The organism is Lutibacter sp., from assembly GCF_041562875.1.
Taxonomy (GTDB): Bacteria; Bacteroidota; Bacteroidia; order Flavobacteriales; family Flavobacteriaceae; genus Lutibacter.
The window spans coordinates 1-17,417 of the sequence record NZ_JBFFOE010000056.1; the positions used below are offsets into that span (position 1 = coordinate 1).

8 protein-coding genes are annotated in these 17,417 nt (G+C 30.7%); all 8 read right to left on the reverse strand.

What is annotated here, in order from left to right; all coding sequences use genetic code 11:
• The coding region (locus tag ABY863_RS08960) for a leucine-rich repeat domain-containing protein (RefSeq protein WP_372793984.1) at positions 1 to 5,610 on the reverse strand (5,610 nt) is incomplete at its 3' end.
• Positions 5,611 to 5,676: 66 nt separating this feature from the next.
• Complete coding sequence (locus ABY863_RS08965) at positions 5,677 to 8,454, reverse strand: hypothetical protein (protein ID WP_372793986.1); 2,778 nt, start codon at positions 8,452 to 8,454, stop codon at positions 5,677 to 5,679.
• A gap of 45 nt (positions 8,455 to 8,499) precedes the next feature.
• Positions 8,500 to 9,138: an outer membrane beta-barrel protein gene (locus ABY863_RS08970; protein ID WP_372793988.1), complete on the reverse strand. Its 639-nt coding sequence runs from the start codon at positions 9,136 to 9,138 to the stop codon at positions 8,500 to 8,502.
• Between the two features lie 2 nt (positions 9,139 to 9,140).
• Positions 9,141 to 9,638, reverse strand: a complete 498-nt coding sequence (locus ABY863_RS08975) for a T9SS type A sorting domain-containing protein (RefSeq protein ID WP_372793990.1) — start codon at positions 9,636 to 9,638, stop codon at positions 9,141 to 9,143.
• Positions 9,639 to 10,244: 606 nt separating this feature from the next.
• Positions 10,245 to 12,047, reverse strand: a complete 1,803-nt coding sequence (locus tag ABY863_RS08980) for a phytoene desaturase family protein (protein ID WP_372793992.1) — start codon at positions 12,045 to 12,047, stop codon at positions 10,245 to 10,247.
• A 139-nt stretch (positions 12,048 to 12,186) separates the two neighbouring features.
• The gene (locus tag ABY863_RS08985; protein ID WP_372793994.1) at positions 12,187 to 14,805 is read right to left on the reverse strand and encodes a DNA gyrase/topoisomerase IV subunit A; all 2,619 of its coding nucleotides are present in this window, start codon (positions 14,803 to 14,805) and stop codon (positions 12,187 to 12,189) included.
• Between the two features lies 1 nt (position 14,806).
• Complete coding sequence (locus ABY863_RS08990; RefSeq protein WP_372793996.1) at positions 14,807 to 16,663, reverse strand: DNA topoisomerase IV subunit B; 1,857 nt, start codon at positions 16,661 to 16,663, stop codon at positions 14,807 to 14,809.
• Between the two features lie 139 nt (positions 16,664 to 16,802).
• A partial coding sequence (locus ABY863_RS08995; protein ID WP_372793998.1) for a Bax inhibitor-1/YccA family protein occupies positions 16,803 to 17,417 on the reverse strand: 615 nt, incomplete at its 5' end.

Sequence of the window (17,417 nt, forward strand, 5' to 3'; positions counted from 1 at the left end):
AGTAAACACAATATGATTAGCCACAATACCATCACCCAAACTCGTTAAATCACCTATAGCAACTATATCTCCATACTTATCATGAGTTTCAAGATATGCTTCAAAATTAGCATCTGGAACATCTGTTTCATTATATCTACAATCTTCTGCATATGATGCTAACCCATCTTTTTGCCAACCAAATCCTCCTGCTGGCGCAAAACCTGCATCAACTTCTATACAATAAAGGTTTGGGTTTGAAGATGCATTAAATGCAGTTAAAATTGCATTATTTCCATTCTTACCATTTAATGTGGTCAATAAATTGTTATTACAAATTAATGAAGTTAAACCGCTATTATTACTAATATCAAGCGTCTCAATTTGATTTGCAGAACAATTCAGCGTTGTTAAAACAGTATTGGTAACCAAGTCTAAACTAGTTAATACGTTAGTAGCGCAATTAAGCGTTATTAAAGCTGTATTAGTTACCAGGTCTAAATTGGTTAATGAGTTATTAGAACAATCTAATGTTGTTAAAGCTATACTAGTAACTAAGTCCAAATTAGTTAATACGTTATTAGCGCATTCTAATGAAATTAATGAGCTATTACTACCCAAGTTCAAACTAGCTAATGAGGCATTATTACTACAAGTTAAGGTGGTTAAGGCAGTATTACTACTTAAGTCCAAAATAGTTAATAAGGCATTATTATTACACGTTAAAGTTGTTAAAGCAGTATTATTTACTAAAGTTAAACTGGTTAATAGATTGTTATCACTACAAGTTAAAGTTGTTAAAGCAGTATTACTACTTAAAACCAAATCAGTCAACAAGTTACCTGAACAGTCTAAGTTTTGTAAGGCTGTAAAATCTTCAATCCCTGTTAGATCAGCAATACTCAAGCCACTGATATTAAGCGTTGTTAACGTATTTATCCCAGCAGTTAAAACATAATTGTCTAAAACAGTATCATACCCCCCATTAATTAAGGCTTGTTCAAAAGCATCGTCTGGTACATACGTATCACTATATCTACAATCCACACTGTATGATGCGTCAGTATCTTTGCTCCAGCTTCCTCCAATACTTCCTATATTATTAATTTCAATACAGGTCAAATCTGCATTACTTAAAGCATTAAATTCTACTAAATTATTGTTAGTCCAATCGCGCAAACTTAATGTAACAAGTTGATTATTAGAGCAATTTATATTTGTGAGCGCACTGTTTGTATTTAGGTCAAGAGCTGTTATCTTATTTGAACTGCAATTAAATTTTAAAAGAGATGATAAAGAAGCTACGTCAATCCCTAAAAATTGATTAGATGCTAAATTTAAATCTTTTAATAGTGTATTATTTGTTAGAACTAAAGTTTCTAATAAATTACTAGAAATATTTAAATCTTTTAACAAATTGTTTGTAGTTAAAGATAAGCTTGTTAATACATTTTTAGAAATATCAAGAGAAATTAAATTTGTATTAGCTGCCAAAACTATGCTAGCAATCTTATTTCCTGAAATATTTAAAGTATCTAAAGCCGTATTTGACGTTAAAGTTAAACTTTCTAATTTATTTAAACTTCCATTTAGCTTATGCAGTAAAGTATTTGTACTCAAGTCTAAACTACTTATTCTATTTGAACTGATAATCAGCTCTACTAAATTTGTATTATCAATTGTATTTAAAACGGTTAAATTATTTTTTGACCCTTTTAATTTCTCTAATGAAACATCTCCTGTAATAATTACATTTGAAATGTTATTATTGGAGAAATCTAAATCTGTTAAATATGGGTTGCCACTTACACCTACTAAATTTGTTAATTTATTATTGGCACAAACAAGTTTTTGTAAGCTAATATTTGTAGTTGCATCTAATAAAGATAAATTATTAGAATTACAATTTAAACGCTCTAAAAGTATATTTTTACTTATATCTAAAGATGTTAAATTGTTACCTCCGCAATTTAACACGGTTAAAGCAGTATTACTTTGAACATTTAAATTAGAAATATAATTATCACTACAGTTTAATTCATTTAAGGATCTGAAATCTTCAATTCCTGTTAAATCAAAAATATTATTAAGGCTTATATCAAGGGATGTAATACCTTCAATATTTGCTGTAAGAACTGTTAAATCTTCAATTGAATCATACCCCAAATTAATTAAAGCCTGTTCAAAAGCAGGATCAACTAGAACGGTTATGCGATTTGCGCAATTTACAGCACTATACAATGCAAAAGCATCTTTTTGCCAACCTGTTGCAGCATATGCCAAAATAGGATCATCTACTTCTATACAATATAAATCAGGATTAGATGTCGTGTCAAATACCGTTAAAATTCCATTCTGTCCGTTTTTTATAGTTAGTGACGTTAATGTGTTGTCATTACAAGTTAAAGATGTTAAATTAATAGCACCGCTAAAATCTAGACTTGTTAAAACATTATTAGAACAGTCAATTGATACTAAGGCAGTAATGCCACTTATATTCAAACTATTAATTTGATTTATAGAACAATTAAGGGTAGTTAAAGCTGTATTACTACTCAAGTCTAAATCAATCAATAAGTTCGTAGCACAATTTAAGTTTTGTAAGCTACTAAAATCTTCTATCCCAGTTAAGTTTGATATACTTTGACTACTAATATCAAGCACTGTTACATTAGAAATTTTATCAGTTGAAACAAAATTATTATTGCTTATACCATCGCCCATACTCGTTGGGTCTCCTAAAGGGACTACAACCCCATCTTTATCATGAGTTTCAAGATATGCTTCAAAAGCAGTATCAGGTACATACGTAGTGTTACAGTTTAAATTATAACTGGCAGTAGCATCTTTTAACCATCCATTTACACTTCCATCAGTCTCTATTACGACACTTGAATGAACATTTATGCAAGATAAACTTGGATTAGTTGTTGTATCAAAATATATGGTTCCACTAGTATTAGTTATAATTGCAACATTATTACTTATATTTAAATTAACCAACAAATTTGTTGAACAGTCTAATATTGTTAAAGCAGTATTGCCACTTAAATCTAAACTAACTATTGAATTAGTTGAACAATTTAAATCTAAAAGAGCTATAAAATCCTCAATCCCTGTTAAGTCTGTTATACTTTCTGTATTAACGTCTAGCACCGTTACACTAGAAATTTTATCAGTTGGAACAAAATTGTTCATTATCCCATCACCCATACTCACCCAAATTCCAGCCTTAGCTGGATTCTCCCCATCCATTTCCCCATCAATATCATGAGATTCAAGATATGTTTCAAAATTAGCATCTGGTATGTAAGTTGTATTACAGTTTGTGCTAAAACTAGAAGTAACATCAATATTCGTCCAGTTAGTCGTGCTCCATACATCATCATCAACATCTATACACGATACATTTGGGTTAGAGGTAACATTAAAAGATGTTATTGCAATATTATTCCCATTCTTTAAATTTAACTTTAATAAAGAATTGGAAGCTAAATTTAGTGTTGTTAAAACAGTATTATTGCTAAAGTCTAAACTAGTTAATGCATTATTTGAACAATCTACTATTTCTAGAGCAGTATTATTATTCAAATTCAAACTAGTTAATAGATTATTAGAACAATAAATTTCTGTTAAAGCAGTGTTTTCACTAACATTTAAACTGACCAAAGAATTAACTGAACAATCTAGTGTTTTTAAAACGGTATTACTTCCCAAGTTTAAACTGGTTAATGTATTATTAGAGCAATTAACTGTTGTTACCCCTAAATTTTTACTCATATTTAAACTTACTAAAGAATTTGATGAACAATCTAATGTTGTTAATACATTATTACTTCCCAAATTCAAACTTGTTAGTAAATTATTAGAACAGTTAACTATAGTTAAAGCAGTATTACTACCTAAATTTAAACTGGTTAATGCGTTATTAAAACAATTTAATGTTGTTAAAACACTATTACCAACTAAATTTAAATTAGATAATGTATTATTAGAACAATCAATTGAAGTTATTGCAGTGTTTTTACTTACATCTAAATTCGTTAAAAAATTATCAGAACAATTTAGTGTTGTTAATACACTGTTGCTACCTAATTTTAAATTTGTTAATGCATTATTATAACAATCAATAGTAGTTAAAGAAGTATTACTCCTTAGGTCTAAATCCGTTAATAATGAGTTATTATTACAGGTTAAAATAGTTAAAGCACTATTTTTACTGATATCTATACTAGTGATATTGGTATTAGAACAATTTAAGTTTTGTAATGCTATAAAATCTTCTATTCCAGTAAGATTAGCAATAGCCAACCCATTTACATTTAAAGAAGTAACAGACTCTATATTAGAAGTTAAAACAAAATTATTATTTGCTACACCATCACCCATAGCATTTGCTTCAAGATATGTTTCAAAAACAGCATCTGGCACATAGGTAAGATTCTCACAAGTAGTACTATTGTAAAACGCAAGGGTATCTTTCAGCCAACCAGTTAATCCTCCATTTGGGAAGAATGCATCATCAACTTGAATACAATATAAATTTGGATTATTCTGTGCATTAAATAATGATATATTAGTATTGAAACCATTTTTAATATTCAATGCTATTAATTGATTTCCTGATACATTAATTGATATATTTTCAATGCAAAATTCTCCATTTACTGGTGGGACAGGGCATTGAAATGTTCCAATTTTACTTAAGTCTAGGTTTGAAAGTAAATTACGAGAAACATCAATTACTTTTAACTTCGCATTATTATTAGTTCCAGAAATAGTTAATGTAGAAAGAAAGTTATCCGCACAAATTAAAGTTTGTAATTCTAAATTAGCCGTTACATCTAATGCTGTTAGTTGATTATTTGCAACACTTAAAAAATTGAGTATATTATTATTACTCACAATAATTTCACTTAATTGATTGTCTGAACATGTAAGCTTTTTTAAGTTAGTGTTCGCACTTACAACCAGAGCACTTAATTGATTACTTGAACAATCCAATGTATTTAATAAGCTATTGGAAGAAACATTTAAACCTGTAATTTGGTTTGAACTGCATAATAAATACTTTAAAGATGTATTATTAGATATTATAAGTTCTTGAAGTTGATTTCCTGAAACATTCAATTCTTCTAGCGAGGTATTAGACGTAACAACTAATGAAGTAAGCAGATTATTTAAACCTTTTAAACTTAATAACAATGTGTTATTAGTTAACGTAATACTACTAATTAAATTCGAAGAAAAATCCAACTCCATTAAAGAAGCATTGGAAGTTACATCCAGATTTTCAATTTTATTATTCTGACAATACAGTTTTTCCAAGAAACTATTATTGGAAACATTAAGGCTTGTTAAAAAGTTAGAGGAACAATTTAGCGTTATTAAACTTGTGAAACCTTCAATTCCTGTAAGATTTGAAATATTTTTATTATAAATATTAAGATTTGAGACTGAACTGATATCACTTGTTAGTACAGACTGATTGATAGTTCCATCAGAATCAATTCCCAAATCTATCAAAGCCTTCTCAAAATTAGCATCTGGTATTCCCGTTGTACCTTGTGAATGTACAAAGTACAATGAGAACAATATGAATATAAAAGAAATTATATATTTTTTCTTCATGATAGTTATATGATTAAAACAGTAATTTAAATTGAACAATTTAATTTATATTCAATTTCTATACTTTTAATAATTTGGATTTACTTTTGCGTCAAGGCTTTTGTGGTAATGTATTGCATTTTTAAATTTCACTTGTAGTGTTTTTAACAGTTCTGCTTTATAATTAGGATCTATTTTAAGTTGTTTAAAAAATGGGTTATTTTCTAAATCCATTCCAGATCCTCTCATTTGGTCCTCAGCCATTTTTAACCCAAGGTCTAAATCTTCTTGTGTAATTTCATGATAAACAATATTACTATCCTGAGTAACATGATTTTCATCATTTTTAGCTACCTCACTTATTACCGGAGTAGAAATTCCTGATTCTTGTTGAACTAACCTTGTAATAATTTCAGCTATTTGCTGTTTTAACTCATTTATTTGAACGGTCTGTTCAGAAACTTGTTTTTCTAATTTTACAACTATAGGATTATTGTCATTAGCATTTAAACCAACAGCTACATTAATCATATTGAAGCCATTATTGTTTTCAACAGATTCCCAAGCCACACCTACAATGTTATTAATATCTTTTGCTCTAATATTAGAAGGATTAATTGCTATTCCTGTACCATCATTGTATCCTCTTGGAAGGATATAATCTCCTATGCTAACTTTTCCAAATACTTTTACAGGCACCTGCCCCATAAATGCGATTTTTTCATATTCATTTTCATTAGAAGATTGTGGCATATTACCAAGTACAATAGGTTTATAAGAAACAACCATCATTCTTTCTGCACCAATGGTATTTTTAGAAACTTTCCCTCCAATAACACCTACAATATCACCATAAGTCATTTCTTCATTTACATCTGCTCTAGATAAATATTCCGCATAATCACCAGCATCTGATTGATACGTAACACCTCTTTCATTTGCCATTTTATCAATCCAATCCTGCCTCCATGATGCACTGACAGCTACTTTAGCTATCACAAATACTTCTAAAATACCTGCAGCTATTGCCTGAGCTGTATTTTCAACAATCAATGAAGGAATTGGAGAACAAACCACAGCTCCAAAACCAGCGCAAGCAGTTGTTGATGAAGCTGCTGATATAGCCTCTGCAACTGCTACCACCAAATCATATGTAGCAAATGCAACGTCAATTATTCCTGATGCAAGGTCAAAATCCCGTTGACGAAGCTCATATTTATAATCTAAGTTATCTACCATTTCAGCTTGAGTTTCTCCTTGTATGCGACCCTGCATTATTCCATCAGATGTATAAAAAGAAACGTAATGATTCTTGTTTTGGTTCGAACTATTTGTACTATTAACTTGAATCGCTAGTCCTTGGTTACTTCCTGAAATTAATACTGGATAATCATTCTTATTATTTCCAGCTCCATTTACATTAAAACCTGAATTTATTTTTACTTGTGAATTTCCCGAATTAATTTCTGTAATACCATTTAATGTTGTTTTACCTGTTATTGTTGTTGCATTATTTATAGCTGTAACTCCACTTATTGTTGTAGTAGGTCCTGTTAAATTAGCTGCACCGCTTAATGTAGTTATACCTACAACATTTAAAGAATTTGTTAAAGATGTAGGTCCATCTACTCTTAATTGATTGTCAATTCTAGTTAAAGTAGTTTTTATATTTGTAGAATTACCTTCTATAATAGCACTTCCTCTTAAATTCGTAAGTCCATCAACCCATAAACTTCCGGTCTTTATATTTTTGGCAAATTCTGCACCACCGTTTACATTTAATGTTCCGTATAAATTAGTAGGTGCCGATGCATCAACTGGATTTGTAAATACTCCAACATTTAATGCTCCTGTAAGATTTGTTGTACTCTTATTCTTCACATCTAATGTACTGTTAAGAGTTGTAGCTCCGTTTATAGTTGCTATGTTATCTATGATAGTAGCTCCAGTTATGGTTGCCGTATTATCAATTATAGTAGCTCCGTTTATGGTTGTCGCATTGTTTATAGTAGTAATGCCGTTTATTACTGTAGTTCCCTCTACAGTTGTAGCTCCTATTAAATGGCTAGTATCTGTAACCTCTAAAGTTCTAGCTGTTAAATCATTAAATGCAGCTTCACCAGTAGATACAAGATCATCAACTGTAGCTAGACCAACCACGTTTAATTTTCCATATAAATATGTAGGCGCTTGGGCATCAAATGGGAGAATATCTTCCCCAACATTTAAGGCTCCTGAAAGATTTGTAATACTCTTATTATTAACATCTAATGAGCTATTCAAATTTGTTGTGCCTTCAATTATTGTAGCTCCTCCAACTGTTAAATCACCCGTAAGATTTGAAGCACTATTATTATTTACATCTAAAGTGCTATTTAAATGTGTTGGCTCTTCCACAGTTAATTCTCCATTTAAAAAAGTAGCTTCATCAACTTTTAAAGTTCCCGAAGCTGTAATATTCCTATGACTGGCATAAGGTAAAAACGTTAATTGTTCTCTACTTAGGCTCACAAAATTAGAACCACCATTAAAATCTATTTCAACCTTTAAATCTTTGTTCGTTCCATCCCAGCTTATTAATGTGAATGCATCATGATCTACAATTCCAATCAACAAATTTATCATCCCGTATTGGTCCGTAGTTGTTGTTTGCACTTCTTGGTATTCCTCCAAGTTATTAGAATCTATTATTGTAAATCGTATAGATATTGTTGTATTTGGTAGAATATTTCCACTTACATCTGCTCCTGGAATTTCTTGAATGTTTGGATTTATAATCACTGCCTGATAACTCATGCCGTCGGTCTGTGCAAATAAGTTACCTGTGGCAAATAAAAGTAATGCGATAATTAATAATTTTTTCATAATGTTTGATTTAATTAGTTGTAAAATTTCCTCTATGTGTTTTTCCTATTTTTTAGCAATGTTTATCAACAATCCAAAACTAATAGCATCACTCACAATTCTTAATTCTTCTTGATCTGCAGTATTAGCTACACCTTCTTTAAGTGTGATACTTCTTCCGCGCATATATTGAACATAAAATGAAAGATTGTCTGAAATTGGGTGTGAAAAACCAAAACCTCCTCTAAAATCATACAAGGTCTTGTCAAAATTATCGTTGTTTTTCAAATCAATAACCATATTGTTTACTGTTTGCGTTCCTTGAAGTAAAAATGCCATGGAAGCGGTACCCTTCAAATAAATTTTCCCTTTCTTAATTTTAAACAACTCATAATCCAACCCTACATTAAACTCTAAATAATTGATATCCCACTCCATATAATTCCCTACATTATCATCACTTCCTATAGCACCGTAACCTGCATAACTAGTACCCAATGATATATTTAAGTTTTTTGTAAAAATCTGTTTTCTATACCCTACAGTCATAAAACTATGAGGTGAAGCTTGTAGATTATCTAAACTACCACCTTGTGAATTCTTATAATCAAATGATGATAGTGTTTTACCTCCTTCAATATAAATTTGTTGTCCAAAAGAAGTAATTCCTAAACAAAGGAAAATTAGTAATGTAATTTTTTTCATAATTATCGTTTTATAAGATTTGCTTTAAATTGTTTTTCACCTGTATTGATAAGAAAAAGGTATTGGGCACTTGCCAAAAAACTAAGATTTATATTTAATTGTTGAGCAGGATTCATTTCTTTAGTGTAAACACTACGTCCTAACAAATCAAAAATTTGAATATAAACTATTTCCTTTACAGCTTCTTTGAAGGTAATATTTACTTCATTATTTACTGGATTTGGATAAATAATTGCCTCCAAATTTGTTTCTTCTGGAATTACTTTACTTGAAAGCATTGGAGGTTGAATAAACCCCTGTCTTAAAATCATTCCGTTAGATTGAAATTTACCAATAACACTAGTCTGTCCAACACTTTGTTGTACAAAATAATGCTTAGAGCCACTAGAAACTAAGGACGAGGATCCTGAAATACCTAAGGTTGAACGCATAATTTCTTGTGCAACACTTATAGTAATTGTCATAGAGAAACACAAAATTAATAGTGTAATTTTTTTCATAAGTAATTAAATTTATAGGTTAAGAATAGTCCAAAAAAATACTATACTCTTAAAATATTCTAGAAATAGATTGAAATTTATAATGATGATATTCAATTAAACATCATTTTTCTCCGTGGGGGATGAAGAAACGTATACAATAGGGGTGCAATTTTTAAAAAAGTTGTTACAAGTAACTTTTTTAATTATGTGATGTATCTCTTCATTGGTTTTTATGGTTGATTAGTTATGGCTAATATAAAATAAAATTTAATGATTATGATAATTATCATTAAAAATAATATTAAATTTTATCATGATAACACATTTTAGCTATTTAGCTATTAAGGTTTTAGGTTTAAAAAAAAACTTATGATCTATTAAAATAAAAAATTTATATCATTTTAATTTGTGATTGATTGATTCGAATAAACTCCTTTAACACGTTTAGAATAGATGAAAATTTTGGACTTTTATTTGAAAAAGTAACAAATCATAAATTTGTTTGTAATGTTGCGTTAAGTTATTGAGTACAAGATTACGTGAGAAAATATACCCTAACCCTTATTTTAGCTTACAGAAAACTTCAAAACTGATAGTAGAAGAACAAAAATGATATATCTTTCCCTAAACCTTTTTTAATATATTTTTACCAGTGATGGCCATCGCTGTTAACACACCTGAAAACAGCGCACCGCCCACGCCTGCAGTTACAATATCCTGACCGGTGAGGTAGAAATTTTTAATGGGCGTTCGTGGTTTTAAAAATGATTGTCTAAATCTGGAAGGGCTATGATCTAACCCGTAAATTTCTCCTTTTTCATAATTTACAAAATGTTGTGTTGAAAGTGGTGTAGAAAGTTCGTAACAATTTATTTTGCCTTTTACTTGTGGTAGTTGTTTGTACAACTCATTTAATAAACGTTGTGCAAATTCTTCTTTCAGCGCTTCATACGCTGCTCCTCTTTTCTTCCAAGGTTTATTTTCCCATTTTTCAAAGGTTTCATACGGAATTAAGGTAATAATATCGATACTGCTTTTCTCTGGATATCGATTGGACCAGTCTGGGTCTTTGGCTGAGGGAAAAGAAAGATACACCACCGGAAATGGTTGTGACAAATCTTCTAAATAGTTTTTGACACAGGTATCATGGTCTCCTTCGGCAGGATAAATCCAATAATTGGTTTTTGGAAGTTGTAATTCTTCCGGCGTTCCTTCTAAACCAATGTACAAACTTGCGTGTGCTACCGATTGTTTTACTTTTTGCAACTGCTTTTTTAATTGGTGTTTTTCAACCGTTGCAGCTGGTAGTAATTTGTTATAGGTAGTCATAATTCCAGCATTGCTTACAATGTTTTTGGCATAGATTTTTTTACCATCTTTCATTAAAACACCTTTGGCTGTGTTTTTTTCAATAAGAACTTCTTCTACTTCTGCATTTATTAAAATAGTCCCACCAGCAGCTGCTACTATAGGTGCTATGGTTTTTACAATTTGCGAAGAGCCTCCAATAGGAAAACTTCCTCCATCAAAATAATGCCGCGCTACGGAGGCGTGCATATAAAAACTGCTTTGTTTTGGAGCTAATCCGTAATCTCCATATTGCCCAGATAATACCTTTATAAGGGTTTCATTCTTGGTTAAAGAACTAAGTACTTCGTATGTTGTTTTATCAGCAAATTTGTAAAACGGCTTTTTTAAATAACCTCCTATTATTTTTTCTAAAAAAGGAGGCATTGCTTTGCTCATATAATAGTTTTTACTTGTTTTAACAGCTTCAAAAACCAAATCTACATAAGTATGGATCGCCTGCTCCTCTTCGGGAAAATAGGAAATGAGTTGTTTCTTAAAGTTATTCACGCCTTTTACAAAATCGTAGTGTTGGTCTCCAATCACTATTTTGTCGTACACCTCTCCAATATCAGCCCATTTTAATTCACTGTTGCTTATATAATTAAACAGTTTTCTAAGGATGCTATTTTCACGTTGCATTTCTCCTATATAATGAATACCCACATCCCATTCATAGTCTTTTCGTTTAAAAACATGCGTAAAACCACCAGCTGTATAGTGCCGCTCCAACACCAACACTTTTTGACCTTCTTTAGCTAAGATAGCTGCTGTAGCCAAACCACCCATTCCAGATCCTATAATAATAGTATCGTATACTTCCTGTAATTTTGGTTGCTGTTTGTAAGATTGAATCATGTTGTTAATTTTTAAGCAATTTACAAAATAGAAATTAGTTTTATTACAACTCAAATATTTTCGTTTTTTCGTCATTGCAGAGCGTAAAAAATGTTTTACAAACATTTTTAGTGACTGATCTAACTGACTGGTGCGTTGGCATAAAACTGAAGCAATCTCAAGAGTAAAACTAAAAAGTAACAGATTCCCTCGTTCGCGAGAATGACGTTCAGTTTCATCCACCTGATTTGGGTTCAGGATCTCATAATAATTGGTTATCCGCAGGATGAGATTCTGAAATAAATTCAGAATGATGCGTTTTTTCGTAATGAAGTGCGTTTTAAGACTTCCTTAATTTCCCTATCGGATGCTAAAGGTAGTCTTAAAATAAGGTTATTTGTCCGTCTTCTTCTGTTTTTGAATCTTTATCATCAAATGCTCTAGAATTAGTAACTATTACCTCTTCATCATTTACCTCAACTTCCTCAATAACAGATGGTTCATAAGGCAATGGCAATAACATATTTACCTGCTTAATTTTATCTGTAGTTAATTGATTCCCCATTGCTTTAATACCTTTTACTGCAATAAAATCTTCAAAATTCACTTCTATAGGTTCTATATTTCGTTTTGAAAATACCACCTCAGCCATAGGTCTATAATCTGTAGAAACAATTTCTAATTGCGATTTTGGGTGTTCCGTAATAAAGAGTTCTTCTTTATTAGGATTGTCAATCATAAAGCGTTTTATGAAATACTTTTCTTTATCACCATCAAAATAAATGGTAGAAATTGGCTTTTCTGGAATCCATTTTTCCAACACAATCATATCTGCATCAAAATGTGTAGTTAATTCTGGTTTTACAGTTTTAACAATTCCTTTTTGATTTATTATTAACAATCTATCTTCTGGTTTAAATTCACCTAATAATTCACCTCTTCCATCAACATTTAAGCGTTGTACAGTTTCATCGAACCAAATTTTACGAGGTTTTAGTGTAGAAACTCCTTCAGATTTTAGTTCTATTCTTTTTATCGTATATTTTGAAACAATGTTCCCTTTAGAACTTCTTCCCTTAATTGCTAAATCAGAAAAATCTATATCCCATTTCAACTTTTTAACACTTCCAACTGAGCGTAAATAAATTGTAACTGTTTCAGCTTCACCATTTGGATTTGCTGAAAAATAAAGTACAACTGAACCTTTATTTCCAGCAGTTAAATCATATTCTTTATCGCGAGTTACACCCGTAACATTAAAACGTTTCATATAATTAGGTCCGCTTTTTCCATCACGATAAATCATATTATAAACGGTACGTTTATCATTCTTTTTAAATACCGCAATATGAATAATATCTTTCCCTACAAATGTTTTAGCATCCACTTTTGTAATGAGCATTACACCATCTTTTCTAAACACAATTACATCGTCTATATCTGAGCAATCGTCTATATATTCATCCCGTTTTAAAGAAGTTCCTACAAAACCTTCTTCCCTATTTACATAGAGTTTCGTGTTTCGCATCACTACTTTTGTAGCTACAATATCATCAAATAAACGAATTTCAGTTTTACGTTCTTTTCCCTTACCGTATTTAGTTTTTAAATTCTTAAAATAATCAATTGCAAAATCTATTAAATTCGCTAAATAGTTTTTTACTTCTGCAATTTTCTCTTCTAAGCTTTCAATAAATTGTTTTGCTTTATCAATATCAAACTTAGATATTTTTTTAATTCTAATTTCTGTTAATCGAACAATATCTTCTTCAGTAATCGCTCTTTTTAAATGTTTTATATGAGGTTTTAAGCCTTCATCAATAGCTTTAATTACGCCTGCCCAAGTTTCTTCTTCTTCAATATCTCGGTATATTCTGTTTTCAATAAAAATACGTTCTAAAGATGCAAAATGCCATTGTTCTTCTAATTCATTTAACTGAATTTCAAGTTCTTGCTTAAGAAGTTCAACCGTTAGATCTGTAGACAATCTTAAAATTTCTGAAACACCAATAAATACAGGTTTATTATCATCAATAACACAACATAAAGGCGAAATTGGGTTTTCACAACTGGTAAAAGCAAACAACGCATCAATGGTTTTATCAGGTGAGATTCCAGGAGGTAAATGCACTAATATTTCAACATTTGCAGCCGTATTGTCTTCAATTTGTTTAATTTTTATAGTGCCTTTTTCATTGGCTTTTAAAATAGATTCTATTAAACTTGAGGTGGTAGTTCCAAAAGGAATTTCATTAATTACCAAGGTTTTTTTATCGAGTTGAGAAATTTTTGCCCGTACTCTAATTTTCCCTCCACGCTTTCCATCATTATAATTAGAAACATCTGCAATTCCGCCAGTTAAAAAATCTGGAATTAAGGTAAAACTCTTTCCTTTTAAATGTTTTATAGAAGCATCAATTAATTCATTAAAATTATGAGGTAAAATTTTCGTTGAAAGTCCAACTGCAATTCCTTCAGCTCCTTGCGCTAATAACATTGGAAATTTTACAGGTAAATCTACTGGTTCTTTTCTTCTTCCGTCATAAGAAGATTGCCAAGCGGTGGTTTTAGGATTAAAAACTACGTCTAACGCAAATTTTGTTAAACGTGCTTCAATATACCTTGAAGCTGCTGCACGGTCACCAGTTAAAATATTTCCCCAGTTTCCTTGCATGTCTATTAATAATTCTTTTTGCCCAATTTGAACCATAGCATCCGCAATAGAAGCATCTCCGTGAGGATGGTATTGCATGGTGTGTCCAACAATGTTGGCTACTTTATTGTAACGCCCATCGTCTAAATCTTTCATAGAATGTAAAATTCTACGCTGAACAGGCTTAAAACCATCTTTAATACCAGGAACAGCACGCTCTAAAATAACATACGAAGCATAATCTAAAAACCAATCTTTATACATTCCCGTAACCTTGGTAATGGTTTCTTGGTTTCCAAATTCTTCGTTTATTTCTTCGTTCAAATGGTCGTTATTTTCGTCTTGCATTTTAAATTTCTTCTACGATATCTAATTCAACTTTTAAATTTCTGATGATAAATTTTTGTCTGTCTGGAGTATTTTTCCCCATATAAAACTCTAACATTTTATCTATCGGCATTTCTTTATCAAGCATCACTGGATCTAAGCGAATATCTTCACCTATAAAATGCACAAACTCATCAGGTGAAATCTCACCTAATCCTTTAAATCGAGTCATTTCTGGCTTACCCTTTAGCTTGTCTATAGCTACTTGTTTTTCTTCTTGAGAATAACAATAAAAGGTTTGTTTTTTATCACGCACTCTAAACAATGGCGTGTCTAAAATATATAGATGCCCTTCTTTAATTAATTCAGGAAAAAATTGAAGAAAAAAGGTAATTAATAACAACCGAATATGCATTCCATCAACATCAGCATCTGTTGCAATTACAATATTATTATAACGTAATTCTTCTAAACCATCTTCAATATTTAAGGCTGCTTGCAGCAAATTAAATTCTTCATTTTCATACACAATTTTTTTATTCATTCCGTATGAATTTAGCGGTTTACCACGTAAACTAAATACCGCCTGTGTATTTACATTTCTCGATTTGGTAATGGATCCACTTGCTGAATCTCCCTCGGTAATAAACAAGGTACTTTCTAAACGATTCTCCTTTTTTAAATCGTTAAAATGCACTCTGCAATCTCTTAATTTTTTATTGTGTACACTTGCTTTTTTTGCACGTTCACGCGCTAATTTTCTGATGCCTGATAAATCGTTTCGCTCTTTTTCAGCTTGCAATATTTTCTTTTGAATTTTCTCTGCAACGTTTGGGTTTTTATGAAGGTAATTATCCAAATTTGTTTTTACAAAATCAGTAATATACGTACGCACTGTTGGCAAACCGTCACCCATTTCTGTTGAACCTAATTTGGTTTTGGTTTGGCTTTCAAAAATAGGTTCCATTACTTTTACGCTCACTGCGGAAACAATGGATTTACGGATATCAGAAGCTTCATAATTTTTACCAAAATACTCTCGTATGGTTTTTACAATGGCTTCTCTAAAAGCATTTTGATGTGTTCCACCTTGTGTGGTATGTTGTCCGTTTACAAACGAATGATATTCTTCACTATATTGTGCTTTACTATAAGTTAATGCAACCTCTATATCATCTCCTTTTAAGTGAATGATAGGAAATAGTTTTGATTCTTCATCAATATTTTCATCCAATAAATCTTTTAAACCATTTTCTGAAAAATATTTTTCACCATTAAAAACAATTGTTAAACCTGTGTTTAAATACACATAGTTTTTAATCATTTTTACAATGTATTCATTTCTATATTTAAATTTTGAAAAAATTTCTTTGTCTGGAACGAAGGTTACTTTTGTCCCTTTACGTTGTGTTGATTCTGCTGGTTTTTCTTCTAATGTAATATTTCCTGCTGAAAATTCAGCAACTGCCGTTAAATTATCACGAAAAGATTGAACTCTAAAATAAGACGATAATGCATTTACAGCTTTTGTACCAACACCGTTCAATCCTACAGATTTTTTAAAAGCTTTGGAATCATACTTTCCTCCTGTGTTCATTTTAGAAACTACATCTACCACTTTTCCTAAAGGAATTCCTCGACCATAATCACGAATTGTAACCGTTTCATCTTTTACTGAAACTTCAATGGTTTTACCTGCACCCATAACGTATTCGTCAATAGAATTGTCTAATACTTCCTTTATAAGAATATAAATACCGTCATCAGGTGATGCTCCATCTCCTAATTTACCAATATACATTCCCGGGCGCATTCTAATATGCTCTTTCCAGTCGAGTGATCGGATATTATCCTCCGTATAATTTATTTGTTCAGCCATTAAATTTTATAAAAATTCTTGAAGAGTTGCTAAAGTACTATTTTGAGGTATAATATAAAAAAAAGTCTGTTAAAATATTTATTAACAGACTTTCCATATTATTTTTATTATTTCCTTTGAAGGTTCATACAAAAAACATTTATTTTCTATCTCCAAAAATTCTTAATAAATAAAGAAACAGATTTATAAAATCTAAATAAAGTGATAAAGCTCCCATAATAGCTTCTTTTTTATCTTCTTCAGTTCCTTCATTGCCAACGATATTCATTTCCTTTATTTTTTGAGTATCATAGGCAATTAAGGCAACAAAAATTAAAATACCCGCATACGTTGTAATCCAGTACATCATTTCACTTTTTAGAAAAATATTTACTACAGAAGCAATTATTAAACCAATTAATGCCATAAAAGCTAAATTTCCAATGGAAGTTAAATCGCGTTTTGTATAGAAACCATAAATACTCATAACTCCAAAAGTACCTGCTGTTATAAAAAATGTAGTGGCTATTGAAGTGGCTGTATAAGCCATAAAAATAAATGATAAGGTAAGTCCATTAAGTACTGAATACCCCAAAAACAACGCTGTTGCAGTTTGTGCTGAAATTTTATGTATTCTAGCAGCTATATACCCTACACAAGCTATTTCAGCAATAATTAATCCAAAAAATAAAATTTTATTTCCTAAAATTAAATTGATTAACTGAGGTGTTGAAGCTACCCAATATGCAATGATTCCTGTAAGTATTAAAGCTCC

Coding starts and splice junctions, on each gene's coding strand:
- ABY863_RS08970 (WP_372793988.1), bottom strand. CDS start 9,138: ATGAAAAAAATTACATTACTAATTTTCCTTTGTTTAGGAATTACTTCT.
- ABY863_RS08990 (WP_372793996.1), bottom strand. CDS start 16,663: ATGGCTGAACAAATAAATTATACGGAGGATAATATCCGATCACTCGAC.
- ABY863_RS08985 (WP_372793994.1), bottom strand. CDS start 14,805: ATGCAAGACGAAAATAACGACCATTTGAACGAAGAAATAAACGAAGAA.
- ABY863_RS08965 (WP_372793986.1), bottom strand. CDS start 8,454: ATGAAAAAATTATTAATTATCGCATTACTTTTATTTGCCACAGGTAAC.
- ABY863_RS08975 (WP_372793990.1), bottom strand. CDS start 9,638: ATGAAAAAAATTACACTATTAATTTTGTGTTTCTCTATGACAATTACT.